This window comes from Acinetobacter sp. YH12200 (assembly GCF_013418175.1).
Classification (GTDB): Bacteria; Pseudomonadota; Gammaproteobacteria; order Pseudomonadales; family Moraxellaceae; genus Acinetobacter; species Acinetobacter pseudolwoffii.
Genome location: NZ_VPCO01000001.1, coordinates 127,505 through 152,427 on the forward strand (window position 1 = coordinate 127,505; position 24,923 = coordinate 152,427).

Here is a 24,923-nt window from a genome sequence, read left to right on the forward strand (position 1 = left end):
GAAAAAGATAGCACTGATGTTGCTGTTTGATCTATAAGTTGAAAGCTATATCTGAATGAAATGTATAAAGTGAGAAATAAGTGATCCACGTTGTTTTATATGAGCCCGAAATTCCTGCAAATACAGGCAATATTATTCGTCTGTGTGCCAATACGGGAGCACAGTTGCATCTGGTCAAGCCACTGGGTTTTGAACTGGATGATAAAAAACTGAGACGTGCCGGTCTGGATTATCACGAATATGCACGTATGCAGATTTGGGACACTATCGAAGATTGTCTGGCCGATCTGGCAAGCAAAGGCATTGCTCTGGATGCGGTCTATCCGCTGACCACCAAAGGGACTGAAATGCCACATACCTCGGACTTGAACCGTCCTGTGGCATTGTTGATGGGGCCGGAAACGCGTGGTCTGCCTGAACATGTTCGGATGATGTTCCCGCAGCAGCACTGGATTCGTTTACCGATGGCAGAGAACTCTCGTAGTTTAAACCTTTCGAATGCCACGGCAGTGATTGTATATGAAGCCTGGCGTCAGCAGGGTTTTAAAGCGCTCTAAGCTTAAATTTACAATAATTTGAAAAGCTGCCTTTGGGTGGCTTTTTTATTTGCTAGGATAGAGAGAGACAACTGATTGGAATAAGAAGGATATACGCGTGAAGCCGATATTAAAATTTGCCTTGGCCTGTTGTATTGGAATGACTGCTTTACACCTCGGTGCGCAAGAAGCAAGTGATGTAATGGGGGAAACGCAACAAGTTCAGCCAATTACGCAAGCGGAAATACAGCAAGGATTGGCTGACATGCAAAAACGCTTGGATGCGCGGATCGATAACTGGGGACAGAGTCTGAATTCCGATGATTTTGAATGGACTTGGCGTGGACGTAAATTGAAGCAGACCAAACGTCAGGAAGTTTGTGATATTTTTCAGGATGTGGTCAATGAAATGTATCAGCTGGCGGTCAAGAATAAAGCCAGACTAAATCCGGAAGAGCAAAAATTATTGTCGAATAGAAGTCTGTTCATTGAAAAACTGGGCTATGAAAATAATCGGGTCAATACCCAAATGGGTTTTGATTGTCGTTTATCTTAAGTAAAATCAAAAACATAAAAAAGGCGCTTAAAGCGCCTTTTTTATTTGAACTGGAACGATATTATTTATCGTCAAATTCGTTGTGCTGAGGTGCAGGATGCTTGAAACCTTTGGTTTTATAACCCAGGTACAAGATACCGCCAAATGCCCAGATCAGACCATATTTCAATGAGGTTTGATCAACTTCGAGCCATAAGGCAAATACTGCAATGAAACCTGCAAGTGGTACCACCACAAAGTTCAGAATTTCTTTCGCAGTTTTGGTACGACCATCACGTAAAGCATAGCGTGAAATGACAGACAAGTTTACGAAACTGAACGCCGTCAATGCACCGAAACTGATCAGTGAAATCACAAAATCAAGATCCATGAAGCCAGCTGTTAAGGCTACAGCACCGACAATCATAATGTTGTATGACGGTGTGTAGTTTTTCGGACTGATATGACCAAAGATTTTCTTGTTGATCACGCCATCACGGCCCATGACGTACATTAAGCGAGATACACCTGCATGTGCAGAAATCCCTGATGCCATGACGGTAATGATTGCAAAACCAAGTACATAAGCCTGGAACAAGGACCCACCCACCAGCATCAAAATTTCCGGCTGAGTTTCAGCAATATTCTGGAAATATGAACCTGGATTGTTCGGGAAGTAAATCTGCATGAAGTAAGTGCTGATAATGAAAATAATACCGGCAATTAAAGCGGTCAAGAAAATCGCTTTAGGCAAAGTTTTTTCAGTATCTTTGGTTTCTTCAGCCAGCGAGCTTAAAGAGTCAAAACCGGTGAAAGAGAAGCACAGTAAAGTCGCACCAGTAATCAGGGCGCCTACTGAGGTTAACTCATTCCAGAACGGTTCCAGACTCCAGAGCTGATAGCGTTGCTCAGCTGTGATTGGACCATCCGCATTAAAGCCAGCCTGTAACTTGCTGTAGACCATCCAGGTAAATACGGCAATGACAATCAACTGCACGAACACGATCATACTGTTGAAGTTCGCTACAAAGCGCGCACCACGTAAATTGATGCCAGTCATGAATGCAGTCAATACCACGACCCAAACCCAATGATTGATATCAGGGAACAGGGCTTCTAGGTAAATGACAGCAAGAATGATGTTGACCATTGGCGACAATAAATAATCGAGCCAAGATGACCATCCCACCATGAAACCCACATTCGGGTGAATGGATTTTTGCGCATAGGTATAGGCCGAACCCGAAGAAGGGTAGCGACGAATCATATGACCATAGCTCAAAGAGGTTAACAAAATTGCAATCAGCGCAAAAATGTAAGAGGTGGGAACGTGGAAGTTACTTTCTTCAGATACCAGACCGAATGTATCAAACAAGGTCATGGGTTGAATATAAGCCAAACCAATAATAATGATGTGCCAGAGTCCCAGCGTTTTTTGCAGTTTAGCTGCCGATTGAGTCCCAGAGATATTAGTCAACGGCGTTATCCTCTTAATCGTTGATCAAGGATCAGTCATATTTATAAGGATCGTTTGAGACGAACGATCCCCCCTACAGTTTTCTATAAAAGCCCGCCAATCTACTTGAAAAGAAGGGCTTTTGCTAGCTATTTTTTTGACTTTTGAGGTGCATAAAGTATGCCATTCAAATTAACGCAATGATTTCTTTATGCAAGATAAAAGCCTGATGTCTAAAAAAACATCAGGCTTTAATTTTCGCTATATTGGCTTATTTTTCAGTAATTACCAAGCCTTTTTTAAGATAGATTTTAAATCTTCCAGGGTGGCTTCTTTCGGGTTATAAATGATGGAACCATCGTTCAGGGCTTTCTCTGCCACTTCATCCAGCTGCGCTTCAGAAATCTTGCCGGTTTCACGTAATGTACGTGGCAGTTTGGTCAGACTATAAATCCGATCTCGCATGGTCAGAATAGTGGCAATGGTTTTGTCTGCGCGTAAATGTGCTGGTGTTTGCGCATAAATATCGGCACCTGCCAAAGGTAGCAACAGATCAGCAATCTTGTCACCATTGACCTCTTTGTTGTATTCCAGCACATACGGCAGGAACAGGTTCATACATAAACCATGCGGCAAGTGCACCACTGCACCCAGTGAATGACCGAGTGAATGCACAATCCCGACCATCGAGTTAGAAAATGCAATACCGGCCATGGTCGATGCTTGAGCCAGTTCCAGACGGCCTTGCGCATCATTGGGATTATCCAGCACATTGAATAGATGGCTACTGATCTTCTTGACTGCTGCGGTGGCATAAGCATCTGAGATTGGATTGGCTGCCATGCAAGTATAAGCTTCGACCGCATGGGTCAGTGCATCCATTGCGGTCATGGCGGTTAAATGCGGCGGCAAAGTCTGGGTCATGCGCGGATCTAAAATCGCAGCATGCGGCATCAAATAATACGATGCGAAAGGCATTTTAACATTCTTCTCAGTATCTGAGACGACGGCCACCATGGTGACTTCTGAGCCTGTCCCCGAAGTTGTTGGAATCACAAAAAATGGCTTCAGCGGCTTAGGCAGGTTATGGGCACCAGAATATTTAAGCAGGTCATCACCGCCTTCAGAGACCAGAATATTAGTTGCTTTGGAGGTATCAATGACTGAACCGCCGCCCACAGCAATGATCGCATCACAGTGATTTTCACGATACAGTTTCGCCGCACTACGTACTGTACCCAAGCTAGAATCGGGTGGTACGTCATCAAAAATGGCTACAATTGCAGCATCCGCCATTTCAAATGCAGCTTCAATCGGTGCCAGCAGATTATTGGCGCGTACACCTTTGTCGGTAATGATGAGTGGACGTTTGGCCCCCAAAGTTGCAAGCTCAAACGGAATATGTTCTAACGCGGCATGTCCGGCAATGACTTTAACTGGACAGAAAAATTCATAATAAGGTTTAGCCATGTTATACACTCCGTTTTAAATAAGATTGAGCGATTTTTAGATAAATACTGCTCGCTTCGCTTAGTTTTTCTTTGAGGCTGAGATTGCTTGGATATTCTTTGACAGCCAGTTGCGCCACCAGTTTAGGCAAAATCAGTGCTTCCATTTTATTTAGACAACGCACCAGACGAATGGCATTGGAAATATCGCCATCGGCAATCATGCGGTCATTGGCAAAGGCTTGAGAGGTGCTTTCCTGAAAGGAAAAAACTAAAAAAGCATGGTGCAGATGTTTAAAGGTAATAGTCAGATCAGGTGCTTTTTCCAGATTTTTCACCAGTTCCAATTGCTTGTCCTCAGTGACCCGCGCCACAAAGGCTGGGCCATGCGGAAAGACTTTCATGGAAAGAGTGAAATGGACTGGAAATTGGGCAACTTCCTGTTTGATTTCTTCATCCACCTGGCTTGCCATGACCAGACCGCGGCCAATCACATCCATCATGAGTTTGACATAGGCAAGCTGCAAAGCGGGTTTTACGGATTTAGTTGCAATCACGTGATGATCCCTATCTCAATATTATTGGTTTAGAGTAAATACTCTAATTTGTTTGGGGGTGAAATGCAAAGGCTTTATCTTTGCTCGACAGTGACTTGATTAAAGTAACCGCTGTGGCGCAAAGTTTCAATAATTTCACGACATAACTGGTTGAATTGTGGCGGTTGTTCCAGTAGGTCGCTCATGCGAACCATTTCCAGTCCCGCATAACCACAAGGGTTGATGGTATTAAATCCGCTCAGGTCACAATCCAGATTTAAGGAAAGACCATGATAGCTACGGCCTTTACGAATTTTAAAACCCAGTGAACCAATTTTTCGTTCAGCCACATAGACCCCCGGTGCATCGGGTTTGGCATAAGCATCAATGCCGTATTTTTTCAGCAGATCGATCATCAGGTTTTCAGCATAGGACACCAGTGTACGCACATTCCAGCCCAGGCGATTCAGGTCAAACATGAAGTAAGCCACCAGCTGGCCCGGGCCGTGCCAGGTCACTTGACCACCACGATCGGTTTGAATTACCGGGATATTGCTCGGTATCAGAATATGTTCTGGCTTACCGGCCTGACCTTGAGTCAATACATCCTGATGTTGCAGAATCCACAGCTGATCCGGACTATATTCATCACGGTTTTCCGTAAATGTTTTCATTTCCAGAAAGCGATCTTCATAAGGAGTAAGGTCGTGATATTGACGAATGATCAGCTCGGGCTTTTGCAGCACATCAGTCACAGGGAGTGTCCTTGGTAATTATAAAAAACTGGTCATAATTATAATGATTTCGGCATGAAATAGGGGCGAGACCTACAATATTTAAGCGCTAGCTCAGTCATTGTACAGGCATAAAAAACACGCCCGAAAGCGTGTCTTTTGTATTTTTGATTACAGTGCGGTTTTAATCAGCGGACAGGCGGCCAAATCTGCATATACTGCATGTACCTGCTCCAGTTCCAAAAAGCGCAGTTGTGCGGTAATGGAATGATATTTGCCAGTACGCGACGGTGTGATGGTCATCTCACTGCCATCAAATTCAGGAAAATGTTTTACAAAGATATCATTCACGGCCTGACGCAGTTCAATGCCAGCAAGGCCAATCAGTTTAATCGGATAATCCATAGGGAAAACCCAAAGATGTTCTTGAAGTTCACGAGATGGTGTACGGTCTAACATGGTAGTCCCCCTGATTTGAAACGCCTGCAATCATGCAGGCGTTTGGGTCTGTCTTGGCTACTTAAGTGGAGACTGATGATTAAATTTCAAGTCTCCAGAATAAGCATCAAATCTTAATCATTCTCGAGGAATGAACGTAAGTGTTCTGAACGTGATGGATGGCGAAGCTTGCGTAACGCTTTAGCTTCAATCTGACGAATACGTTCACGTGTCACATCAAACTGTTTGCCCACTTCTTCCAAGGTGTGGTCGGTCGGCATGTCGATACCAAAACGCATTTTCAGAACTTTGGCTTCACGTTCAGTCAGGTTTTCCAGAACTTCGCGTGTCGCTTCTTTCAGGCCTTCTGAAGTCGCAGCATCAATTGGTGACGTGATGTTGCTGTCTTCAATGAAGTCACCCAGATGCGAATCTTCATCATCACCGATCGGTGTTTCCATCGAAATCGGTTCTTTGGCGATTTTTAGCACTTTACGTACTTTGACTTCGTCCATTTCCAGACGTTCGCCCAACTCTTCAGGTGTCGGTTCACGCCCCATTTCTTGAAGAAGCTGACGCGATACACGATTGATCTTGTTGATGGTCTCGATCATGTGCACCGGAATACGAATGGTACGTGCCTGATCGGCGATTGAACGGGTGATCGCCTGACGAATCCACCAGGTTGCATAAGTCGAGAATTTATAACCACGACGATATTCAAACTTGTCCACCGCTTTCATCAAGCCAATGTTACCTTCTTGAATCAGATCCAGGAACTGCAAGCCACGGTTGGTGTATTTTTTCGCAATTGAAATCACCAGACGCAAGTTGGCTTCGACCATTTCTTTCTTGGCGCGACGTGCCTTAGCTTCACCAACGGCCATGCGTTTGGCAATGTCTTTAATGCCTTTAACATCAAGACCCAACTCTTTTTCAATATCGGCAATCTTTTGCTGGAAGGCCAATACATCGGGACGTACTTTTTCCAGATAGGCTTTCTGGTCTGCAGGTGTTTTCGCGATCTGTTCATCTAACCAGGCTGGATTCGATTCCTGTCCCGGGAAAGAAGTACGGAACTGGGTACGATCCATACGACCACGGCGCACGGCATAACGCATCACTTCACGTTCTGCACCACGGATCTGGTCATGCGTACCACGAATCATTTCTGAAATGATATCGAATAGACGCGGCGTGAATTTGAACATCATGAATACGGTCGCCAGTGCTTCCAGCGCAGCTTCAGATTCTTCACTGTCACGACCATGTTTTTCGATGGCTGTTTTGGTATTCAACCATGCATTTTCAAGTTCAGTGAAGCGCGCTTTGGCAATTTCAGGATCTGGACCAGAATCAGCTTCTGAATCATCTTCAGTTTCAGCTTCTTCCTCTTCATCATCGTCCAGTTTTACATCCTTGGTCGATTTTTTCGAGTCAGTCTTGTCTTCAGCGATCTCGACTTCTTCTTCGAGTACTTCAGGAATTTCTTCGTCTGATTCAGGATCTAAATAACCCGATAACAGGTCAGCAAGACGGCGTTCGCCCGCTTCATAATCTTTATATTCTTGGAGTACAACTTCTACCGCATTGGGCCAGTAAGCAATCGAGTGCAAAACATCACGAATACCTTCTTCGATGCGCTTTGCAATGCTAATTTCGCCTTCACGGGTTAAAAGCTCAACGGTACCCATTTCACGCATATACATACGCACAGGGTCAGTTGTACGACCTGGCTCATTTTCTACAGAGGCCAGTACGGCTGCAGCTTCTTCTTCTGCAACTTCATCGGCAGCTTCTGTAGTATCTTCGAACATCGTATCATCAGATTCAGGCGCGCGATCATGTACAGGAATACCCACGTCATTCAGCATCTGAATGATATCTTCAATCTGCTCGCTTTCTGTGATGGAGTCCGGCAGATGATCGTTAACCTCAGCGAAGGTTAAGTAACCTTGTTCTTTGCCTCGGCTAATCAGAGCCGCTACTTGTGAAGTAGGGGAAGTCATATCGCTCATCTTTTGCTTACTCTTCGTTGAATCTGTGACAGGAAAAACCGTACAACTTATGCACGATTTAAGCTCATTAAATTTAGTGAATAGCCTACGTATTTCATCAGAGTATTCAGCATTCAAGCTGTCTGATAAAATATTTAAAATGAAATTCAGTAATTTAAGATGGGGATGAATTTGTTATTTTCAAGTCCAACCCCGGCATCTGTGTATTTGACCAAAAAATGTGTAGTCAAAAAACATAAGGACGCAGGGTGGATTATATCATGTCACACAATGTCCTTAAAAAAAAGCCCTATTTACAACTTTAAAATACGAAAATTTAAATAAAACTTGACTTGTGGTTTTAGGCAAGATAAATAGCGCTAAAACCATTTACATTTTTCACTATGAGGAAGTTTTAGTGTCTTCTACAGATTTTGAACTAGATGATAGCTTCGGTGAGGATGATGTTAATTTCGATGAAGCTTCCAGCAAGCTGAGCGCTAAAGAGTCGTTGGAAAAACGTCGTCTGATTGATGACTTACTTTCACAACGTCGCTTGGAACGCGAACTCAAAGATTTTGACTATGACTTCGACGATGATGACGATTTTGATGACGAAGATTAACGAATTCGGATTTAGCATGGCCTGAATAAATGCTATGCTAAACCTTTCGGTTTTCTAAGTTTGGATGTTAGATGAGTGCTTTAGATTTAGACCTGTTGAGTGAATATCTAGATGGTGACCAAAATGAACATGGTCTAGATTTCGCAGCAACCCATGGTTTCTTATGTGCTATTGCAGTAGGCCCAAAATTCGACAAATGGTTAGACGAGCTTTTTGATAGCAATCAAAAGAAAGTGCCTGCAGAAATCATCACTCAGGTACAAGCATGGTTAGAGTCTATCCGTCAAAGCTTAGCCAATGAAGAAGGGATTACATTCCCATTTGAAATTGAAGAAGCAGACACCGAATCAAGCTTGGGTGACTGGAGTGTGGGCTTTGTCGATGCCATGTTCCTGAACGAAGAAGCTTGGTTTACTGAAGAATTTGAAGAGCAACTGGTAGATTTAACTCTGCCAATCATGGTCTTCAGCGGCATTGATGATGAAGATCCGCAAATGGAAACTTTCCGTCGCAATGGCCAGTTAATGGACGAACTTGCAGAAGAAATTCCAGACAACTTAAATGAATTGTATCTGATGTATCACACTCCAGAATAATTCATAAAAAAAGCACCGCACGGTGCTTTTTTTAGCTTTGGACTTTTATCAAAGCATCGAAGGGATTTTACTTTCTTTCAATACCGACCCGTTTGCTCAGACTGTAGCGGGCATAGCTATTATAGGCAATATGAAAGATCAAACCATGCACCGCAATCACAGCGGCCATCAGAAATGAATTCGGGCCCCTTCCGGTATAAGCCATGTTGTTGAAGATGGCTTCAGTCTGTGGATGCATCCAGATCACAACAAATATAAAAATAAACCCAAATGTAATCGCAATGATGGTAGAACCCCATACCAGTTTGCTTTTCTCTTCCTTGCTGGGTAAATGTTGTTCTCTCTTCACAAAGTATCGGGCACTGAGAAAGGCTGACGCGATCAGGGCCGGGATCAGGAGAATCGCGCCCAGATTGAATACATAAATGAGTACGCCCACGAATAGAACCAAGCTAAGATAAACGGTAGCAAAATATTTAAGATAGTGCGACATCGTTTTAGCCTCCTTCATGCTGAGGTCTATTCAGGATGGACGATTTTTACGCTGCTGTCTACGGTAGATAACCCAGGCAATAATGACTATAACAATCGCAATAATCACATAACTGACTTTACTGAAAATTTGCTGCATCAACTCTTGGTTTTCACCAAAGTAAAATCCGACACAGGCCAAAAACGTGGTCCAGATGATGGTTCCGAGTGTGCTATAGAACATGAATTTCCAGAAGGGCATACGGCTCATGCCGGCAGGAATGCTGATCAGTGAGCGGACGGCAGGAACCATACGGCCAAAAAACACAATCCGATGTCCATAATGTTCAAACCAGCTCAGTGATTTTTTCACATCATTGGATTTGATAAACAGATATTTGCCATAACGGTCGACAAACTTGAAAATGGAATCGTGATTGAATTTATAACCCACCCAGTACAGCAAGGCTGCTGCTAGTAATGAGCCAATGCAACCGGCCATGATCACCCCGGCCAGTATTAACTCACCCTGAGAGGCTGAATAGCCCGCAGAAGGCATAATGATTTCGGAAGGGATGGGTGGGAAGACATTATCCAGAAACATGAGCAGGGCAATACCCCAGTAGCCCAGTTGTTCCATGACGGAAATAATCCATTCAGTTAAATTCATAAGATGGTCAAAATAAAAAATACTGCCTGTATCCTAAGCAGTATTTTTTATGCGGTAAAGTCTTGGAATATAAATGAGCAGGCAGAATCAGCTATGTGTCAGCGTATAAATATAGACTTTGCGTAAGCCATAGGCCAAACAGACAGGTAAAACACTCAGCAGCATAAAATGAATGACACTGGTATTAAGATGATAACCAATAAACAGCGCTAAAATCGCGCCAATCATAGTTCCCAAGATGACCACAAACACATGTGACTGGCTCTCAAGCTCGCCATTAACCTGATGAAGTCGTTGTTGTTTTATATTGTCTTTGGGTTGAAACTGAACCAGATTATCTGGATCTCGAGCAAGTGAACTGGTCATGTTATATTCCTTTTCATTTTAAAATTTAAGTTAATAATTAAAGACTTAGCTTAAGATAGACTTTTCAATAGACTAGCAATCTTGCTTGGAAAAAAATAAGGTTCTTGGTAATGAATTGGTGAGAGTTTTATTACTGTTGTAATTTTTATGTAAATAAAAAACCCTCCGAAGAGGGTTTTTATATATTTGCTTACAAAGCGGCTGGCTTAGAGACGTTTACGTTTTGCTGCCAGAATTTGGGACTGACGCATACGGAAACCGTCTTTTTGTTTCTCTGTGGTCTTGTCAATGCAGTACACGCAAGAGACACCATGTTCATAACTTGGCAGCGCCACTTCTTCAGGAAGCAAAGGCCAGCCACAGGCATGGCATTTGGTGTTTTGACCTTCTTCGACACCGTGTGTTACTGCTGTACGGCCATCAAATACGAAGCATTCGCCTTCCCACATACTTTCTTCAGCCGGAGTTTCTTCCAGGTATTTTAAAATACCGCCTTTCAGGTGATACACCTCTGTAAAACCTTCTTGCAGAAGCAGAGAGGTTGATTTTTCACAGCGAATACCACCGGTACAGAACATGGCAATTTTTTTGTCTTTGTGCTGTTCCAGATTATTTTTCACATATTCAGGGAATTCACGGAAGCTTTCAGTTTTCGGGTCAATCGCGCCTTTGAACGTTCCTGCTTTGTATTCGTAATCGTTACGGGTATCAACCAGAATCACGTCATCACGCGCAATCAGTTCATTCCATTCCTGAGGATCAAGATAGTGACCGACCAGATCACGTGGTTTCACTTCTACCCCTAAAGTCACGATTTCTTTTTTTAATTTAATTTTCATTTTACGAAATGGCTTGTCAGAGCTGTCTGACTCTTTATATTCCATCTCAACAAAGCCTTCATTGAGAAGGAACTGGTGAATTTGATCAATCGATGCACGGTCACCTGCAACCGTACCGTTAATCCCTTCACCCGCTACAATGAGTGTTCCACAAAGGTTGATTGTTTTTACCAAGTCTAAAAGACGTTGTTGAAGATCGGCAGGATCTTGAACTTCTTTGAATTGATAAAGTGCGGCAACAACCCAACCTGAGGTCGCTTGCTGTTCTACAGGTGCAAGCTGTTCTACAGTAGCGTTCATGGAATACTCCAACGTAGCATGATAATTTAAAGGCGCATATTTTAGCGTGATTCGAGTGAATAAGCGAGTAAAACACTTGCCTTTTAACAGGCTTCAATTCATGGGGGAGAGCGTGTATAGTCATGCCCGACCCGGAATTTTGTAAAGTTTTATGCAGTGATGCAGGTACTGGAAGTTGTAGTATCTTTGGAGTGTGTTTTGAGTTCAGATCGTCGTATTGCGTCTTTAACCCCGTGTGCTGGGCGTTGCTCGACCGTATTTGGTGATGCGGTATGTCGTGGTTGCCGCCGTTTCAATCATGAGGTGATTCACTGGAACACTTATGGCGCTGATCAGCATCATGCCGTATGGCGGCGTCTGGATGCACAGCTGGATCAGATTTTAGTGCCGTTGTTGCCACATGCAGATATCGTCAAGGTTCAAGCCTTTGTGCTGTCAAAACGGGTACGTTTACGTGACGATGCCTCCAAAGGGCGTAAGCTGTATCATGCTTTAAAGCTCTGTGAAAAAAATCGGCATTTTACCGATGATAGTGGTTTGGGGATTCATTATAAGCAGGTACGTCCACTCTGGGATGAATTTGAGCGCCGGATTCTGGCTTTGGCCACTGCCAGTTATGATCTGGCTTTTCTGCGGGCGGATGGTATCAGTCAGCATCTGATTCATCTGCAGGAAGAGGAATAAGTCCTCTTTTTTTATGCAAAAAAATAACAACAGCTGAGGGAAGAGCATGAATATCAGTGAGTATCTCTTGTATTGTCTGGCTGTTGTGGTAATGATCGCCACGCCTGGTCCGGTGATGTTGCTGGTGGCCAGTTCCGGTCTAAAAGGCGGTTATGCTGCGGCTTTAAGAACTATTTTTGGCACCAATTTCGCTTCATTGATATTGATTGCTTTATCGATATTAAGCCTGAAAGGTTTGCTGGTCATTAATGAACAGTGGCTGTATGCCATCAAGTTGCTGGGTTGTCTGTATATTGGTTATCTGGGGCTGCAAATATTTCGGGAGGTGATTTTTCAGCAAGCAGAGTCAGCTCAAAAGAAGTTATCTCCGGTACGTGGCGGCTTTCAGCAGGGTTTTCTGGTCGGTATTTCCAATCCCAAAGATATTATTTTCTTTGCGGCTTTTTTCCCGCAGTTTATTGGTATTACATCTGATCTCGATTTGAGTCTCATAATCTTAACCTTGAGCTGGATCGTGCTGGATTTCCTGACCCTGTCGGTGGTGTATTTGGGTTTTAACCGTTTATCCCGTTCTCGGTTGTATCCGCATTTGCTGGCCTTGTGTGGTCTCATTCTGCTGATCATTGCTCTTTACGGCATTTATCAGATCCTGATTTAAAAAAGTACTGCACAGTTGTAAGGTTCCTGCCTGGCATATGCGCTAAAAATCATGCTAAGGTAAAATCAAATAAAAATTGAACAGATCAGCATGTCTAAAACAGTAACCAAGCCCGATCATCCATTCTCACCGCTGTTATTTATTCAACCTGCTGTTATTCAGATTCTTCAAATCATTGGACTCGCGCTGATCGCTGTCAGTATCGTGTATCTGCTGGCAGCAAACTGGTGGATGCTGCCGAAATTTGTCCAGTTGTTTATGCCGCAAGTTTTATTGCTGGGTTCGGCATTGCTGAGTGTGCATTTTGCTGCGCGAGAAAAGTTAAGACAAAGTCTGGATACTGTATCGGGTTTAATGCTGGGCTTAAGTCTGGCGGTGATTGGGCAGATCTATCAGACTGGCGCGGACAGTTATCAACTATTTTTGCTTTGGGCATTGTTACTTTTGCCTTGGCTGTATCGACCGAATATTGGTGTGTTTGCATTATTTTGCGTGGTCAGCCAGCTGGCGCTTTATTTTTATTTTAAACAAAGCTTTTGGTTGGTGCGTGCTGAAACTGCCTATCTGCTCAGTCTTAATCTGTTGACCGGACTGAGTCTGATCTATGCATTACGCTATTATCCGGTTTTACGCTATCTGTTGATTGCCGTGGTGGTACTCATTTCGGTATTCAGCATGTTTCGATTTATCGACTCGAATTCGATCTGGTATTTGGCTTCGGTACTGGTCTTAGCACTGTTATTTAGTGCTTATTTCTATACTCGGCAGCAACAGCTGGAAACCAGTTTGCTGGTTGCAGGGCTGGCACTGAGTTTTAGCATTCTGATTTTTGATCTCACAGACCAATATTTGCAAAATTCAGCTGCAGGCTTATTGGTGCTGGCTTTGCTCATCTTTGGCTGGTTTGCGGCGATTAGTGCGCTGCTGATAAAGCTGTTACCCCAGAGCCGGTTTTCGGTCATTCCACTGGCGCTGGGCGCATGGATTGCTGGTGTGATACTGGCCATGCTGTTGCTGACCTATTGGGAAAGTTTATCCATCCTGATGGGGCTAATCTTTATCGGGATTGCCTGGTGGCTGATTCATAGCAAGCCTTCAGTTTTTCTGCGGCAACTGGCTTATTGTTTGTGGGTTTGCGGTCAGGCTGCTGTCCTGATTCATACCGAATTGTTGACAGATAGTTTATTGCTGATCTGGCTGATACAAATCGGTATTACGTTGCTAAGTATCATGAATCGCATGCATTGGCTGGTGCTGCTATTACAGTTATTACTGGCTCATGCGTTGGGAATTGCAGTTTTAATCGAGCAGCACCCATTTTCTCATGACCATCGCCTGATCACATGGATCATGCTGTTGAATTACAGTGTGCTGACCGTGGCTTTACTCACTGCAAGACACTGGCTTGCTTCAGCTTATGCCAAAAGTGTGAATCTGTGGATGATCAGTATTTTGGCAGCAACGGCTATTTTTCAATGTCTGTTGCAATTTGGCGTAGCGCAGCAACTGCATCCGCGCGGTATAGATGAAGCAATTGTTTTCTATATTTTACCCGCAGTATGGCTGCTGAGTTTTATCGGAATACATCTGAAGCAATTTTCGCTGACACCACTCTGGCTGATTCCTGCCGCAGGCATTTTACTGATTGCACTGGGCTATTTTGAAATTTTCATCATTCTGGTACTTATGGCCTGGGCGATGGTCAATCAACAGCGATTGATGCAGGCCTTATTGGTTCTGTTACTGATCTTCTGGTTATGGTTGCTGTATTACAATCTGGGACTCAGCTTTTTATTTAAGAGTGTCAGTATCTTTGCTTCAGGTCTGCTGGTTTTGCTTCTGGCTTATGTGTTGAGCTCACCGAAATTTCAGTCGAAAACAGGAGTGACCTCATGAAAAAGTTTTGGGTGCTACACCTGAGTATTTTTAGTATTGCCTTATTTGTGGGCTTAATTATCCAGCATGAATGGCATTTAAGAAATAGTCAGAGTATTTTTGTTAAGTTGGCGCCCGTCGATCCGCGTTCGATTTTGCAGGGCGATTATATGGCGCTGAATTATCAGTTGCATTTTGCTGGTCTAGATGCTGATGAAACTGCCCTGAATCAAACAGGTTCAGATATCACTATTCAGGATTTTAAAGATCGGTCTCAGATCATGAGCTATGTACGCTTGGATGCACAACGACGGGTGATACGAAGCAGTTTTGATCCGCGTCTGTTACAAGTTCATCCGGCATCTTCCGCAAAACTGCTGTTAAAGAATCCACGCAATAGTTTTGAAGCTTTATATCCGGCGGCCAATAGTTTTTTATTCGCCGAAGGCCTGGAGCCGTGTTATCGCAGTGCCAAATTTGCCGAACTTAAGCTTAAGGAAAATGGAAAGGCTTTACTGGTTAATCTTGTTGACTCCCATTTAAAGCCCCTAAATTGTGAAAGTTCTAAAAGCTGGCGGCAGGGCAGTTAATTATATTTAGTCATTCTGGCCATAAAAAAGCCCGCGAGGTGCGAGCTTTGGGAATCTGGTCGAATCGACTTAAGCGACTTGTACCGGAATACAGTTGGCAGTATGGCTGACGGTATTGTTTGGATTTGCATAGACCAAGCGTGGCTGATGTGCATTTGCTTCAGCTTCAGTGAAATCACCAAAAGTTGCAATAATGATGATATCGCCTACATCGGCTTGATGTGCAGCGCCACCATTGACTGAAATGATGCCTGAATTATCTTCGCCACGAATGGCATAAGTTGCAAAACGTTTACCATTGGTCACGTTCCACACATGAATTTCTTCGTATTCGCGAATGCCAGCTAAATCCATCAAAACGCCATCAATTGCACATGAACCTTCATAGTGTAATTCTGCATGTGTAACGTGAGCGCGGTGAATTTTGCATTTTAATAAACGAGATAGCATGGCTAGCGTCCCCTGAGTTGAACTAAGACTTTGATCATCATATGGTTGAATCAATTTCTACGACACTGGATAAGTGGGTAGGCTTGCGCATTTTGCGCTTAAATGATCTTTCTGACAAGCGGAATTGTCCAGCGATTTTTGAATGATCAGTTCGGCTTATAGGCATTAATTTGATTCATGGCTTGCTGTACTTCTGCATTCACCAGCATTTTGGTACGTGCGAGCGCATGTGAAATTGCATCATCCATTAACTTTTGTTCGCTGCTCGGCGCTTTGCTGAGCACATGACCAGAAACACGGTCTTTGGCACCAGGATGGCCGATTCCAATACGCAGGCGATGGAAGTTTGAACCAATATGCGGCACGATATCGCGTAGACCATTATGACCACCGTGACCACCACCCGTTTTCAGACGAATGATACCAGGATTCATATCCAGTTCATCATGGGCAATCAGGATCGATTCAGGTGCGATATTGTAGAATTTGGCGAAAGGAACAACACTTTTACCGGAAAGGTTCATAAAGGTTGTAGGTAGAAGAAGACGAACGTCTTGACCTTCGATATTGCCACGACCACTAAATCCATTGAATTTCGGGTCTTTCTTGAGGGTAATGCCATATTGCTCTGCAAGGCGTTCTACGAACCAGGCCCCTGCATTATGGCGGGTTTGGGCATACTCAGAACCTGGGTTGCCCAAACCAACAATCAGTGAAATATTTGACACTAATTACACCATTAACACTTATGCGCGTTTAAAGTCAGCGTGCATAGGCGTGTTTTTAGCTGGGTGACGTTGTAAGGCTTGGATTTTCACGCTTTCAACTTTACCGTCTACATCAATTTCGATAACTTCTTCAAAGAAAGAGTTGTTTTCTAAGAATTTAACAAGCTGACGAAGCTCAAGAGTAACAGCTACAGGAGCAGCTTCGCCACCGTAGATGATTGCAGGAACTTTAGCTTGAAGACGAAGGCGGCGGCTCGAACCTTTCCCTTGAACTGCTTCTTCACGTGCTGCTGCGTTTAATACGAAGTTTGCCATGATAGACATCCTATTTAAGTTAAATGAACCAGACTTGCGACCAGTCTAGTGAGTAAAAGCCCTACCAAATGGCAGGGCTTTGAAAATTCAGCGCTCTATTATAGATAAGAATCGAACATTGCGCTAATAGATTCTTCGTTGTTAATGCGACGAATCGTTTCGGCAACCATGCTGGCTACGGAAACCTGGCGAATCTTGCCCAGTGCTAAAGCTTCATCTGAAAGTGGGATGGTGTCACAAACCACCAATTCATCAATCACAGAATGTCTTAAGTTTTCTAATGCTTTACCAGAAAGTACTGGATGCGTTGCATAAGCAACAACCTTGCGAGCACCGAAAGTTTTCAATGCATCAGCTGCTTTGCATAAAGTGCCTGCAGTATCTACCATGTCATCGACGATGACACAATCACGATCTTTCACATCGCCAATCAAATGCATCACTTGTGATTCATTCGCTTTTTGACGACGCTTATCGATGATTGCAAGATCGATATCACCCATTTGTTTCGCAACAGCACGTGCACGAACCACACCACCGACGTCAGGTGAAACCACCATCAGGTTGTGATGTGACTGCTGACGTAAGTCAGCAAGTAGCGCTGGTGTACCGTAGATGTTGTCTACAGGGATATCGAAGAAACCTTGGATCTGGTCAGCATGAAGATCAATCATCACAACGCGGTCAATACCTACAGTCGTCAGCATGTCTGCAACGACTTTAGCAGTAATTGGCACACGGCTTGAACGTGGACGACGGTCTTGACGAGCATAACCAAAGTAAGGAATCACGGCAGTAATACGACCTGCACTTGCACGACGCAAAGCGTCAGCCATGACTAAGATTTCCATCAGGTTATCGTTAGTAGGAGCACAAGTAGGTTGCACGACGAATACGTCTTTACCACGAACGTTTTCAGTAATCTCGACAGCGATTTCACCATCAGAGAACTGACCTACAGAGGCAGCGCCTAGAGGAATATGTAAGTGACTTACGACTTTTTGAGCGAATTGTGGATGCGCAGATCCACTAAAAACGACAAGATTGGGCATGAAGCACCCTTGGCGGTTGGGATATATGGGAATAGATGGCAGGGGTAGCTGGATTCGAACCAACGGATGCCGAGATCAAAACCCGGTGCCTTACCACTTGGCGATACCCCTAATGCGGCAGAACTTTAATATTTTTACGGTAAAGTGTCAAGGTAAATTAACAGTCTTACAGCAAATGAGTGTTCTGTCTTTTTTCGAGAAAATGGCAGGGGTAGCTGGATTCGAACCAACGGATGCCGAGATCAAAACCCGGTGCCTTACCACTTGGCGATACCCCTAAATTTGATGAACTGTAAGATGGCAGGGGTAGCTGGATTCGAACCAACGGATGCCGAGATCAAAACCCGGTGCCTTACCACTTGGCGATACCCCTAATACAGTACATCTACAGGTGAAAATGGCAGGGGTAGCTGGATTCGAACCAACGGATGCCGAGATCAAAACCCGGTGCCTTACCACTTGGCGATACCCCTATCTACACTTTAAACTGAACTAAAGGTGATTCTTGTAAACTGTTGACCAGGTAAGCTTTACATGGTGCATTTGCAAGAATATCTTCGATATTCAGATTTTCAGTGACTTCAATAAACACACAAGCACCTGTACCTGTAAGTTTTGCAATACCGAACTGGTCGAGATATTGCATCGCTTCATCGACTTCAGGATATAAGGATCGAGCCAGTGGCTCAAAGTTATTTCCAAAATCAGATGGCGTTTGCTGATAGGCGCAAAATTTAGTGCTCTTCGTGTCTCTTGTCAATGCTTTTTGCGAAAAAAGCAGTTGAGTGCTGATAAAACAGTCAGGTTTTAACACAATGAATTGTTTTTGATCTAAGTCTATGAATGTTAAGTGTTCGCCAATGCCTTCAGCCCAGGCATTTCGACCATGTACAAATATCGGTACATCTGCACCCAGCTTGACTCCGAGATCTGCCAGTTGCTCGATATTTAAACCGCACTGCCAGAGCTGGTTCAGCACAATCAGGGTGGTGGCTGCATTCGACGAACCGCCACCGAGTCCAGCACCCATCGGGATATTTTTTTCCAGACGAATCTTTAGCCCGGTCAGTGTTTGAGCATAGGGCTTCAACAGTTGTACCGCACGATAGATTAAATTTTGTTCCAGATCGACTGAGGCCAGCCCTTCAATCTGGATGTGTTGATTATCTGTTTGTTCAAACTCCAGCCAGTCATACAGATCAATCAGCTGAAAAATGCTTTGCAGCTCGTGATAGCCATTTTCACGGCGACCGGTAATATGTAAAAACAAATTCAGTTTAGCAGGCGAGGGAACACGAATCATCATGGGCTAACATCAGGTCAATTAACGGTTTTCAATGATCATTGTAATACGGTTTTCCGCACCATTTTCAAGTGACTGCTTTAAAATCAAGCGGTTTGGCATTTTGGCCTGCGCATTGTAATTGAGATCGACCGTCCAGCCCTGTTCAATAATCTGGCTAATCCGCTGTGTATCATCTTTTTGCAATTTGGCAGTCGTTGTCGCAGGGCGGGCCTGTACCCAGTCCACTAAATAGCTGATCGGTGCTTGCCAGCCTGTGGCGCGTTGCAGTAATTCTTCGGCACTGGCCGCCTGAATCACACCCGTTTTAGCACTGTTTAATGTGACTTGGCCGGGCGTGCCGGAAATCTGGGTTTTGCCCACACCTAAAATGCCACTCAGCTCAATATCAAATTCTTCTTGCTGTTGTACCCAGGTAAAGAATGCACTGCCGGTCTGTTGCGGTGTGCGCACACCAATTTTACCTTGCAGCTGGAATTGATTATCTGCCTGTACAGAAGGTGTCACTGGCGTTTGCGGATTGATCATCTGCTGACAGCCAGTTAAGAATAAAGCAGTTGCTGCAAAGGCACAGCAGCCCAATTGGCTTAAATTGCGCATAAAAGAATTAACTCGTTTGGTTTTGTGGTGCTAACAATAGCGAATTAAGTTGTTTTAATTCGGGGTCATTTGGATGGTTTTGTTGTAATTGTTGTAACACTTGATGGAAGTGTTGTATATCACCATTCATGTACAACGAACGCGCATAACGTACCCCAATCTTCACGCTTGGATTGAGTTGATATGCTTTGTATAAGACATCTGCAGCCGTGGCAAAGTCATTCTGTAAATAACAGATATAACCATAAGTATCCAGAATGGAAGCCTGTTCCGGTGCATATTCCAGTGCCTGTTCGACATAGCGGCGCGCTTCTTCCAGACGCCGGTTCTGCATTGCCAGGGTATAGGCATAGGCATTCAGATAGGTCGGACTATTCGGTTCAATCTTGAGTAAATTTGCCAGCAATTCATCCAGCTTGTTGCGATCCTGATGTGGATCTAGCAATAGCACTTGTGCATAAACCAGTTCCGGATCATCCGGCAGGTTTTTGCTGGCTTCTTCTAGCAGGCGGATCGCGGCTTTTTTATTCTGCATACGCGTTAAAATATCTGCCTGGGCCAGATATAAAAAGCTGGCATGTTGCGGATAATTCACCCGTTCCTGAGTCAAGAAACGCAGCGCATCATGCAGCTTATCCTGCTGGGCAAAAATCGAGATCATGTTACGACGCGAGACGGTGTACAGACTGCCATCGACCAGACGATAATAGGCTTTGGCGGTTTCATAATGCTGTTTGCGTTCAGCATTCACTGCCAGATAATAATAGGCTTCATTTTGATACTGTGCAGAATAACGCAGTTCGACCAGATGTTTTTCGGCCTTCTCGTATTCTTCCAAGTCAATACTGGTCAGTCCGGCAATAAACAAGGCTTCTTCAGCCGTTGGCCATTTTTTTAGAATATCCTGCAGTTTTTTTAGCGCTAAAGTCGATTCATTGAGCTTGACCAGATATTTGACTTCGGCCAGACGCACATCCAGATTGTTACGGTGTTTACGGCTGGATTTTTCATACCATTGTAGGGTTTCTTCTGGATCGCCAAGAGCATTCAGCAGATTGGCTTTCATCAGGATATAACCAGTCGCATTCGGACGTTTTTTTAGAGCACGGTTAATGGTATTTAAAGCCTGTTCCAGCTGACCATTTTGTGCTTCCAGACCGGCCACCAGCACCAGAATAGACGGATTGTCTCTGGCTTTGGTGGTGCTTAAAGCCTGAATCAGATAGCTGCGGTCTTCTGTGCCTTCAGGTGAAATCCCAGCGAGAATTTCTTCCAGATCGGCACTGTCATCAATTTGCAGGATTTTCTCTAAGGTCTCTGCCGCCAGCTCATACTCATGCGCTTTCAGGGCAATATGGGATAAATAAAATAAGGCGGGGACATCCTGCGGCTCCTGTACCACCCAGTGGGTCGAGATATCGAGGGCTGCCTGTAAATCATCATGTTCCAATGCAACATTCAGTGCACGCTGCTTGACCGTGGTGGAGTTGCTCTTGATTGCCAGAACTGTATAGTTGTGCAAAGCAGTCGGAATGTCATGTGCGGCAATGGCAAACTCGGCCATCATACTTTGTTTTATGGCATCATAATTTTGATTTGCATGGTAAACTGCTTCCGCTGCATAAAGATGAGCAGTTGAAGCCATGCTACCCACCAGTAGGAATGTGGTAGAATATTGCTTAATTGTAGGGCCGTTGATACGGCTGATTGTTTGACGCAATTTTTCTTGATCCAAGTAATGCTTTTTATGACACCGATATTGCACAATAGCATAAATTTATTGAAATGATGACCTGATATGTCTTTCTTTGCATTGGGTGTCAACCATCAAACTGCCTCTGTAGAACTGCGGGAACAAGTTGCGTTTAACCCTGAAAAGTTAAGTGCCATTCTTGCCGAGCAAAGCCAACACCCTGAATTAAACGACATGGTGGTGGTGTCTACATGTAACCGAACCGAAGTTTACGCGATGTCTGACAATGTCGACATGGTGCTGAACTGGCTCGCCCAAAAAAATGGGGTGGATGTCAAACAACTGCAAAATCATGTCTATCGTTATGAAAATGCCCAAGCCGTGACGCACTTGATGCGTGTCGCCAGTGGTCTGGATTCACTGATGCTGGGTGAACCGCAGATTCTGGGACAAGTCAAAAATGCACTTTCTCTTGCCAAAGACTCCCAGACGGTGTCACGCAGTTTAAACCGAATTTTTGAATATGCCTTTTATGCGGCCAAACGGGTTCGTTCCGAGACTGCTGTCGGCAGTCATGCGGTATCGATGGGCTATGCGGTTGCACAGTTGGCCCTACAGGTATTTAGTCATCCAGACAAGCTCACCATTATGGTGGTAGCAGCCGGGGAGATGAACAGTCTGGTCGCCAAGCATCTCGCAGAAATGGGTGTGGGCAAGATTATTATCTGTAACCGTACCCGCGAACGTGCCGACATTCTGGCGCAGGAAATTGCGCATCGGGTGGAAGTAGAAATTATTGACTTTGACCAGCTGGCAAATAATCTGCATCGCGCCGATGTGATTTCCAGTTGTACCGGCAGTCTGCATCAGGTGATTCATTTTGCAGATATCAAAGCGGCACTGAAAAAACGCCGTTATCAGCAAATGTTGTTAGTCGATCTGGCCGTGCCACGTGATATCGATCCTAAAGTTGAAAAACTTGATGGGGTATATCTGTATGGCGTCGATGATCTGCAAAGTGTGATTGAGGAAAATCTGGCGCATCGTCGTCAGGCTGCGGTTGAAGCCGAAGTTATGGTGAATCAGCTCGCAACAGAACTGATGACCCAGCAAAAGGTCAAGCAGGCCGGGGCCACCATTCATGCTTATCGTGACCATGGTGAAGAGTTGCGGCAGGAAGAACTGGCATTGGCGCTGCAACGTATTGCCCAGGGTGAAAAAGCAGAAATGGTTATGGCTGAGTTTTCGCACCGCCTGACACAGAAACTCTTACATCCGACTTCTATTGTGCTGCGTGAGGCGGCCAAGGCGGAAGATCCAAGCTGTTTTGAAATGATGCGCGATACCTTGCAAGAGGTAGTTGATACACGCCGCAAGACCAAACATTAGCGAGCTCTTTAACAATAGCTATTTTGAAGAACGGCGTTTAGAGATAAACGCCTTATTTTTATTTGAAGCGATTTAAAACTGTTAATCGTCCAATAAGGTCATGGAGCGTTTTTTATCAATTTCGTAAATCTGCATTTTCAGATTCTTCATTTCTGCAATGCTGCTAAATTTTTTCGATTTTATCTTGTTTTTCAGACACTGATATTGCAGCTTGGTCGAGAAGTCTGCCGCCAGTTTGTCGGCCTGTTCAGGCGAAGAGGTATAATCGCTCACATTGGCATGTTGTAGAATATGCTGTAATTCATGATGATGTACTGCACAGGCACCTAAAACATAATAGATCGAGAGTTCAGGATCATCCGGCAGGTCATCAAAAATCACATTCAGAATATTTAGGATTTTAAACAGCAGCTGATCTTCAGATACCAGCGCACGCAGTGGTTCAAAATGAATATACAAATAGGGATGATTCATCAAAATTGCAATCACATATTCTTCAGCATCAATTTTGGTGCTAAAACTTAAGGATGCATCGGTATTGACCTTGGGTTGCCATTTACGGTTAAAGCCCAGTTTCTCGCGGAAAAATTGCTGCAGCAAATAGCGGAATGAGCCATGTTTAGGCAATAATTCGGTCAGATTTTTCAGTTCACCCATGACCTGACTTTTACCTTCAGGGGTAGTGATGTCCTGATTTTGGGTCAGATGGGCAAACACGAAGTCCGACATCAGCGGCGCCTGATCCAGCAAGCGTCTAAAGTTTTCGATGCCTTCACGGCGGATCAAGGAGTCCGGGTCATGGTCAGCAGGCAAAACAAAGAATTTCAGCTCACGGCCATCACTGAGTAATGGCAGGGCAATGTCCAGCGTTCGGCGTGCGGCTTTTTGACCGGCAGCATCGCCATCAAAGGCAATGGTAATCCGGTTGTTCTGCTTAAACAGAATGTTCAGATGGTCGGTATTACTGGCAGTTCCCAGTGTCGCGACTGCGCCATGAATGCCGTATTGCTGCAATGCAATCACATCCATATAGCCTTCGACCATCAGCCATTCCTGGGCTTTCTGCTTTCTGCCTTCATACAGCCCATAAAGCAACTGGTTCTTATGGAAAACTTCAGAGTCTGGCGAGTTGATGTATTTGGGCTTGATCTCGTCATTGAGCGCACGGCCACCAAAGCCGACCACACGACCCTTGGTATCACGGATCGGAAAAATTACCCGCTCTCGCAGCAGGTCGAAATCACGGCCACTGTCGCTGGTACGAATTAGCCCCAGTAGTTTCAGGCCTTCGATATCCTGAGGAAAGGCTTTTTCCAGATGTTGCCAGTCTTCAGGTGCATAACCTAAGCGCCAATAGGCAATGGTTTCTGCAGTCAGGCCACGTTGCTTGAAATATTGCTGTGCACTGGAACTGTTGGGTAACTGGCGTTCATAGAACTGCGCAATATTTTCCAGCAGGTCGTATAAGTTGCCGTCTTGCTGAACTTCGGCCATTGGCATGTGCTCAAAAGCAGCAAAAGGGTCGCCGTAGAAATCCTGTTCGGAGGCCTGAAACTCTGCAAATGGATCAAAAGAAGCATCCGACACAGAATGTTCTTGTGCTGGGCGTTGCGGAGCTTGCGTATTCTCAACTTTGGTCGCAGCGACTATTTTCGGTTTGGCGGCTTCCCGTTTGTATTTTAATTTATTGGAATCAGTATTGTCTTTTGGCAGTTCAATGCCGGTCTGACTGGACAGGTCTTTCATCACTTCGACGAAATTACGGCTACCAATGTCCATTAAAAAACGGATGGCGTTGCCATTGGCCTGACAGCCAAAACAGTGAAAATATTGTTTGTCACGATAGACGTGAAAAGAGGGCGATTTTTCCTGATGGAAAGGACAGCAGCCCGAATAGGTACGGCCAGTTTTTTTCAGTTTCACGAATTGACCAATCACATCGACAATATCGGTGCGATCGAGAATCTGATCAATCGTATGTTGAGGAATTGCCATAATCTGCTGAGCTTCTCGTGCTGCGTATCTAAGGTTTAAGTGAT

The 24,923-nt window shown here is 44.4% G+C and carries 27 protein-coding genes and 4 tRNA genes; 9 read left to right on the top strand and 22 right to left on the bottom strand.

Annotated elements, in window-relative coordinates; genetic code table 11:
- Positions 1 to 80: 80 nt before the first annotated feature.
- Both FTU90_RS00605 and FTU90_RS00610 read left to right on the top strand, forming a co-directional pair.
- Positions 81 to 557 carry a tRNA (cytidine(34)-2'-O)-methyltransferase gene (locus tag FTU90_RS00605; protein ID WP_100329108.1) on the top strand — a complete coding sequence of 159 codons (477 nt, stop codon included), beginning with the start codon at positions 81 to 83 and terminating at the stop codon, positions 555 to 557.
- Between the two features lie 139 nt (positions 558 to 696).
- Positions 697 to 1,092 (top strand): hypothetical protein, encoded by a 396-nt coding sequence (locus FTU90_RS00610; RefSeq protein ID WP_218944851.1) that lies wholly within the window; start codon positions 697 to 699, stop codon positions 1,090 to 1,092.
- Between the two features lie 61 nt (positions 1,093 to 1,153).
- Here FTU90_RS00610 and FTU90_RS00615 read toward each other — a convergent pair whose 3' ends face one another.
- The 6 genes from FTU90_RS00615 to rpoD all read right to left on the bottom strand — a co-directional run bounded on the left by FTU90_RS00615 (position 1,154) and on the right by rpoD (position 7,752).
- Positions 1,154 to 2,548 (bottom strand): APC family permease, encoded by a 1,395-nt coding sequence (locus tag FTU90_RS00615; protein ID WP_005097762.1) that lies wholly within the window; start codon positions 2,546 to 2,548, stop codon positions 1,154 to 1,156.
- 264 nt (positions 2,549 to 2,812) lie between these two features.
- Positions 2,813 to 3,997 carry an iron-containing alcohol dehydrogenase gene (locus tag FTU90_RS00620; protein ID WP_005097761.1) on the bottom strand — a complete coding sequence of 395 codons (1,185 nt, stop codon included), beginning with the start codon at positions 3,995 to 3,997 and terminating at the stop codon, positions 2,813 to 2,815.
- A gap of 1 nt (position 3,998) precedes the next feature.
- Positions 3,999 to 4,532 carry a hypothetical protein gene (locus FTU90_RS00625; RefSeq protein ID WP_005097759.1) on the bottom strand — a complete coding sequence of 178 codons (534 nt, stop codon included), beginning with the start codon at positions 4,530 to 4,532 and terminating at the stop codon, positions 3,999 to 4,001.
- Positions 4,533 to 4,606: 74 nt separating this feature from the next.
- Entirely contained in the window at positions 4,607 to 5,266 is a 660-nt protein-coding gene (gene lipB, locus FTU90_RS00630) for a lipoyl(octanoyl) transferase LipB (protein WP_005097758.1), read from the bottom strand.
- A gap of 150 nt (positions 5,267 to 5,416) precedes the next feature.
- Positions 5,417 to 5,704: a YbeD family protein gene (locus FTU90_RS00635; protein ID WP_005169807.1), complete on the bottom strand. Its 288-nt coding sequence runs from the start codon at positions 5,702 to 5,704 to the stop codon at positions 5,417 to 5,419.
- Positions 5,705 to 5,817: 113 nt separating this feature from the next.
- Positions 5,818 to 7,752: an RNA polymerase sigma factor RpoD gene (gene rpoD / locus FTU90_RS00640; protein WP_225554192.1), complete on the bottom strand. Its 1,935-nt coding sequence runs from the start codon at positions 7,750 to 7,752 to the stop codon at positions 5,818 to 5,820.
- A gap of 346 nt (positions 7,753 to 8,098) precedes the next feature.
- Between rpoD and FTU90_RS00645 the strand changes: the two genes are divergently transcribed.
- Together FTU90_RS00645 and FTU90_RS00650 are read left to right on the top strand one after the other, a co-directional pair.
- A complete protein-coding gene (locus FTU90_RS00645; protein ID WP_005169810.1) occupies positions 8,099 to 8,305 on the top strand; it encodes a PA3496 family putative envelope integrity protein in 207 nt (68 codons plus the stop codon).
- Between the two features lie 71 nt (positions 8,306 to 8,376).
- Entirely contained in the window at positions 8,377 to 8,901 is a 525-nt protein-coding gene (locus FTU90_RS00650) for a YecA family protein (RefSeq protein WP_005169813.1), read from the top strand.
- A 67-nt stretch (positions 8,902 to 8,968) separates the two neighbouring features.
- On the opposite strand, the gene FTU90_RS00655 is transcribed toward FTU90_RS00650, so the two are convergent.
- The 4 genes from FTU90_RS00655 to FTU90_RS00670 all read right to left on the bottom strand — a co-directional run bounded on the left by FTU90_RS00655 (position 8,969) and on the right by FTU90_RS00670 (position 11,547).
- Positions 8,969 to 9,394: an ABZJ_00895 family protein gene (locus tag FTU90_RS00655; RefSeq protein WP_100329106.1), complete on the bottom strand. Its 426-nt coding sequence runs from the start codon at positions 9,392 to 9,394 to the stop codon at positions 8,969 to 8,971.
- Positions 9,395 to 9,424: 30 nt separating this feature from the next.
- The gene (locus FTU90_RS00660; RefSeq protein WP_100355549.1) at positions 9,425 to 10,042 is read right to left on the bottom strand and encodes a DedA family protein; all 618 of its coding nucleotides are present in this window, start codon (positions 10,040 to 10,042) and stop codon (positions 9,425 to 9,427) included.
- Positions 10,043 to 10,129: 87 nt separating this feature from the next.
- On the bottom strand, positions 10,130 to 10,408 hold the full coding sequence (locus tag FTU90_RS00665) for an FUSC family protein (protein ID WP_180071802.1): 279 nt from the start codon (positions 10,406 to 10,408) through the stop codon (positions 10,130 to 10,132).
- Between the two features lie 206 nt (positions 10,409 to 10,614).
- Complete coding sequence (locus tag FTU90_RS00670; protein WP_005097749.1) at positions 10,615 to 11,547, bottom strand: rhodanese-related sulfurtransferase; 933 nt, start codon at positions 11,545 to 11,547, stop codon at positions 10,615 to 10,617.
- Positions 11,548 to 11,745: 198 nt separating this feature from the next.
- Here FTU90_RS00670 and FTU90_RS00675 point away from each other — a divergent pair, with 198 nt between their 5' ends.
- The 4 genes from FTU90_RS00675 to FTU90_RS00690 all read left to right on the top strand — a co-directional run bounded on the left by FTU90_RS00675 (position 11,746) and on the right by FTU90_RS00690 (position 15,354).
- The gene (locus FTU90_RS00675) at positions 11,746 to 12,231 is read left to right on the top strand and encodes a DUF1289 domain-containing protein (protein WP_035337988.1); all 486 of its coding nucleotides are present in this window, start codon (positions 11,746 to 11,748) and stop codon (positions 12,229 to 12,231) included.
- A gap of 46 nt (positions 12,232 to 12,277) precedes the next feature.
- On the top strand, positions 12,278 to 12,889 hold the full coding sequence (locus tag FTU90_RS00680; RefSeq protein ID WP_180071803.1) for a LysE family translocator: 612 nt from the start codon (positions 12,278 to 12,280) through the stop codon (positions 12,887 to 12,889).
- A 90-nt stretch (positions 12,890 to 12,979) separates the two neighbouring features.
- Positions 12,980 to 14,785 carry a DUF2157 domain-containing protein gene (locus tag FTU90_RS00685; protein ID WP_159138248.1) on the top strand — a complete coding sequence of 602 codons (1,806 nt, stop codon included), beginning with the start codon at positions 12,980 to 12,982 and terminating at the stop codon, positions 14,783 to 14,785.
- Positions 14,782 to 15,354: a GDYXXLXY domain-containing protein gene (locus tag FTU90_RS00690; RefSeq protein ID WP_159138247.1), complete on the top strand. Its 573-nt coding sequence runs from the start codon at positions 14,782 to 14,784 to the stop codon at positions 15,352 to 15,354. Before FTU90_RS00685 ends, FTU90_RS00690 begins: the two co-directional genes overlap by 4 nt.
- A 69-nt stretch (positions 15,355 to 15,423) precedes the next feature.
- Here the strand turns inward: FTU90_RS00690 and panD are convergent, their stop codons facing one another.
- The 11 genes from panD to FTU90_RS00745 all read right to left on the bottom strand — a co-directional run bounded on the left by panD (position 15,424) and on the right by FTU90_RS00745 (position 21,522).
- Positions 15,424 to 15,804 carry an aspartate 1-decarboxylase gene (panD, locus tag FTU90_RS00695; protein ID WP_005097743.1) on the bottom strand — a complete coding sequence of 127 codons (381 nt, stop codon included), beginning with the start codon at positions 15,802 to 15,804 and terminating at the stop codon, positions 15,424 to 15,426.
- 146 nt (positions 15,805 to 15,950) lie between these two features.
- Entirely contained in the window at positions 15,951 to 16,532 is a 582-nt protein-coding gene (gene pth / locus FTU90_RS00700; protein WP_005097742.1) for an aminoacyl-tRNA hydrolase, read from the bottom strand.
- A gap of 18 nt (positions 16,533 to 16,550) precedes the next feature.
- The gene (rplY, locus tag FTU90_RS00705) at positions 16,551 to 16,847 is read right to left on the bottom strand and encodes a 50S ribosomal protein L25 (RefSeq protein ID WP_005097741.1); all 297 of its coding nucleotides are present in this window, start codon (positions 16,845 to 16,847) and stop codon (positions 16,551 to 16,553) included.
- A 98-nt stretch (positions 16,848 to 16,945) separates the two neighbouring features.
- Positions 16,946 to 17,899, bottom strand: coding sequence for a ribose-phosphate pyrophosphokinase (locus FTU90_RS00710; RefSeq protein WP_005097740.1), 954 nt, complete (start codon positions 17,897 to 17,899; stop codon positions 16,946 to 16,948).
- Positions 17,900 to 17,935: 36 nt separating this feature from the next.
- A tRNA-Gln gene (locus FTU90_RS00715) sits at positions 17,936 to 18,010 on the bottom strand.
- Between the two features lie 92 nt (positions 18,011 to 18,102).
- A tRNA-Gln gene (locus FTU90_RS00720) sits at positions 18,103 to 18,177 on the bottom strand.
- 20 nt (positions 18,178 to 18,197) lie between these two features.
- A tRNA-Gln gene (locus FTU90_RS00725) sits at positions 18,198 to 18,272 on the bottom strand.
- 25 nt (positions 18,273 to 18,297) lie between these two features.
- Positions 18,298 to 18,372 (bottom strand) — tRNA-Gln (locus FTU90_RS00730).
- Positions 18,373 to 18,374: 2 nt separating this feature from the next.
- Positions 18,375 to 19,202, bottom strand: coding sequence for a 4-(cytidine 5'-diphospho)-2-C-methyl-D-erythritol kinase (gene ispE, locus FTU90_RS00735; RefSeq protein ID WP_035337985.1), 828 nt, complete (start codon positions 19,200 to 19,202; stop codon positions 18,375 to 18,377).
- Between the two features lie 21 nt (positions 19,203 to 19,223).
- Positions 19,224 to 19,802 carry a lipoprotein insertase outer membrane protein LolB gene (gene lolB / locus FTU90_RS00740; RefSeq protein ID WP_005097737.1) on the bottom strand — a complete coding sequence of 193 codons (579 nt, stop codon included), beginning with the start codon at positions 19,800 to 19,802 and terminating at the stop codon, positions 19,224 to 19,226.
- 7 nt (positions 19,803 to 19,809) lie between these two features.
- Positions 19,810 to 21,522 (bottom strand): tetratricopeptide repeat protein, encoded by a 1,713-nt coding sequence (locus tag FTU90_RS00745; RefSeq protein WP_034608942.1) that lies wholly within the window; start codon positions 21,520 to 21,522, stop codon positions 19,810 to 19,812.
- Between the two features lie 78 nt (positions 21,523 to 21,600).
- Between FTU90_RS00745 and hemA the strand changes: the two genes are divergently transcribed.
- Positions 21,601 to 22,884, top strand: coding sequence for a glutamyl-tRNA reductase (gene hemA, locus FTU90_RS00750; protein ID WP_159138246.1), 1,284 nt, complete (start codon positions 21,601 to 21,603; stop codon positions 22,882 to 22,884).
- A gap of 81 nt (positions 22,885 to 22,965) precedes the next feature.
- Here the strand turns inward: hemA and FTU90_RS00755 are convergent, their stop codons facing one another.
- Positions 22,966 to 24,879, bottom strand: a complete 1,914-nt coding sequence (locus FTU90_RS00755) for a DNA primase (RefSeq protein ID WP_005097734.1) — start codon at positions 24,877 to 24,879, stop codon at positions 22,966 to 22,968.
- Between the last annotated feature and the right edge of the window lie 44 nt (positions 24,880 to 24,923).

Excerpts from the sequence above, each read along its gene's own strand:
- FTU90_RS00610 (WP_218944851.1), top strand. The coding sequence starts at position 697 with ATGACTGCTTTACACCTCGGTGCGCAAGAAGCAAGTGATGTAATGGGG.
- FTU90_RS00620 (WP_005097761.1), bottom strand. The coding sequence starts at position 3,997 with ATGGCTAAACCTTATTATGAATTTTTCTGTCCAGTTAAAGTCATTGCC.
- FTU90_RS00635 (WP_005169807.1), bottom strand. The coding sequence starts at position 5,704 with ATGTTAGACCGTACACCATCTCGTGAACTTCAAGAACATCTTTGGGTT.
- FTU90_RS00650 (WP_005169813.1), top strand. The coding sequence starts at position 8,377 with ATGAGTGCTTTAGATTTAGACCTGTTGAGTGAATATCTAGATGGTGAC.
- FTU90_RS00655 (WP_100329106.1), bottom strand. The coding sequence starts at position 9,394 with ATGTCGCACTATCTTAAATATTTTGCTACCGTTTATCTTAGCTTGGTT.
- FTU90_RS00660 (WP_100355549.1), bottom strand. The coding sequence starts at position 10,042 with ATGAATTTAACTGAATGGATTATTTCCGTCATGGAACAACTGGGCTAC.
- FTU90_RS00665 (WP_180071802.1), bottom strand. The coding sequence starts at position 10,408 with ATGACCAGTTCACTTGCTCGAGATCCAGATAATCTGGTTCAGTTTCAA.
- FTU90_RS00670 (WP_005097749.1), bottom strand. The coding sequence starts at position 11,547 with ATGAACGCTACTGTAGAACAGCTTGCACCTGTAGAACAGCAAGCGACC.
- FTU90_RS00680 (WP_180071803.1), top strand. The coding sequence starts at position 12,278 with ATGAATATCAGTGAGTATCTCTTGTATTGTCTGGCTGTTGTGGTAATG.
- FTU90_RS00685 (WP_159138248.1), top strand. The coding sequence starts at position 12,980 with ATGTCTAAAACAGTAACCAAGCCCGATCATCCATTCTCACCGCTGTTA.
- FTU90_RS00690 (WP_159138247.1), top strand. The coding sequence starts at position 14,782 with ATGAAAAAGTTTTGGGTGCTACACCTGAGTATTTTTAGTATTGCCTTA.
- panD (WP_005097743.1), bottom strand. The coding sequence starts at position 15,804 with ATGCTATCTCGTTTATTAAAATGCAAAATTCACCGCGCTCACGTTACA.
- rplY (WP_005097741.1), bottom strand. The coding sequence starts at position 16,847 with ATGGCAAACTTCGTATTAAACGCAGCAGCACGTGAAGAAGCAGTTCAA.
- FTU90_RS00710 (WP_005097740.1), bottom strand. The coding sequence starts at position 17,899 with ATGCCCAATCTTGTCGTTTTTAGTGGATCTGCGCATCCACAATTCGCT.
- ispE (WP_035337985.1), bottom strand. The coding sequence starts at position 19,202 with ATGATTCGTGTTCCCTCGCCTGCTAAACTGAATTTGTTTTTACATATT.
- lolB (WP_005097737.1), bottom strand. The coding sequence starts at position 19,802 with ATGCGCAATTTAAGCCAATTGGGCTGCTGTGCCTTTGCAGCAACTGCT.
- hemA (WP_159138246.1), top strand. The coding sequence starts at position 21,601 with ATGTCTTTCTTTGCATTGGGTGTCAACCATCAAACTGCCTCTGTAGAA.
- FTU90_RS00755 (WP_005097734.1), bottom strand. The coding sequence starts at position 24,879 with ATGGCAATTCCTCAACATACGATTGATCAGATTCTCGATCGCACCGAT.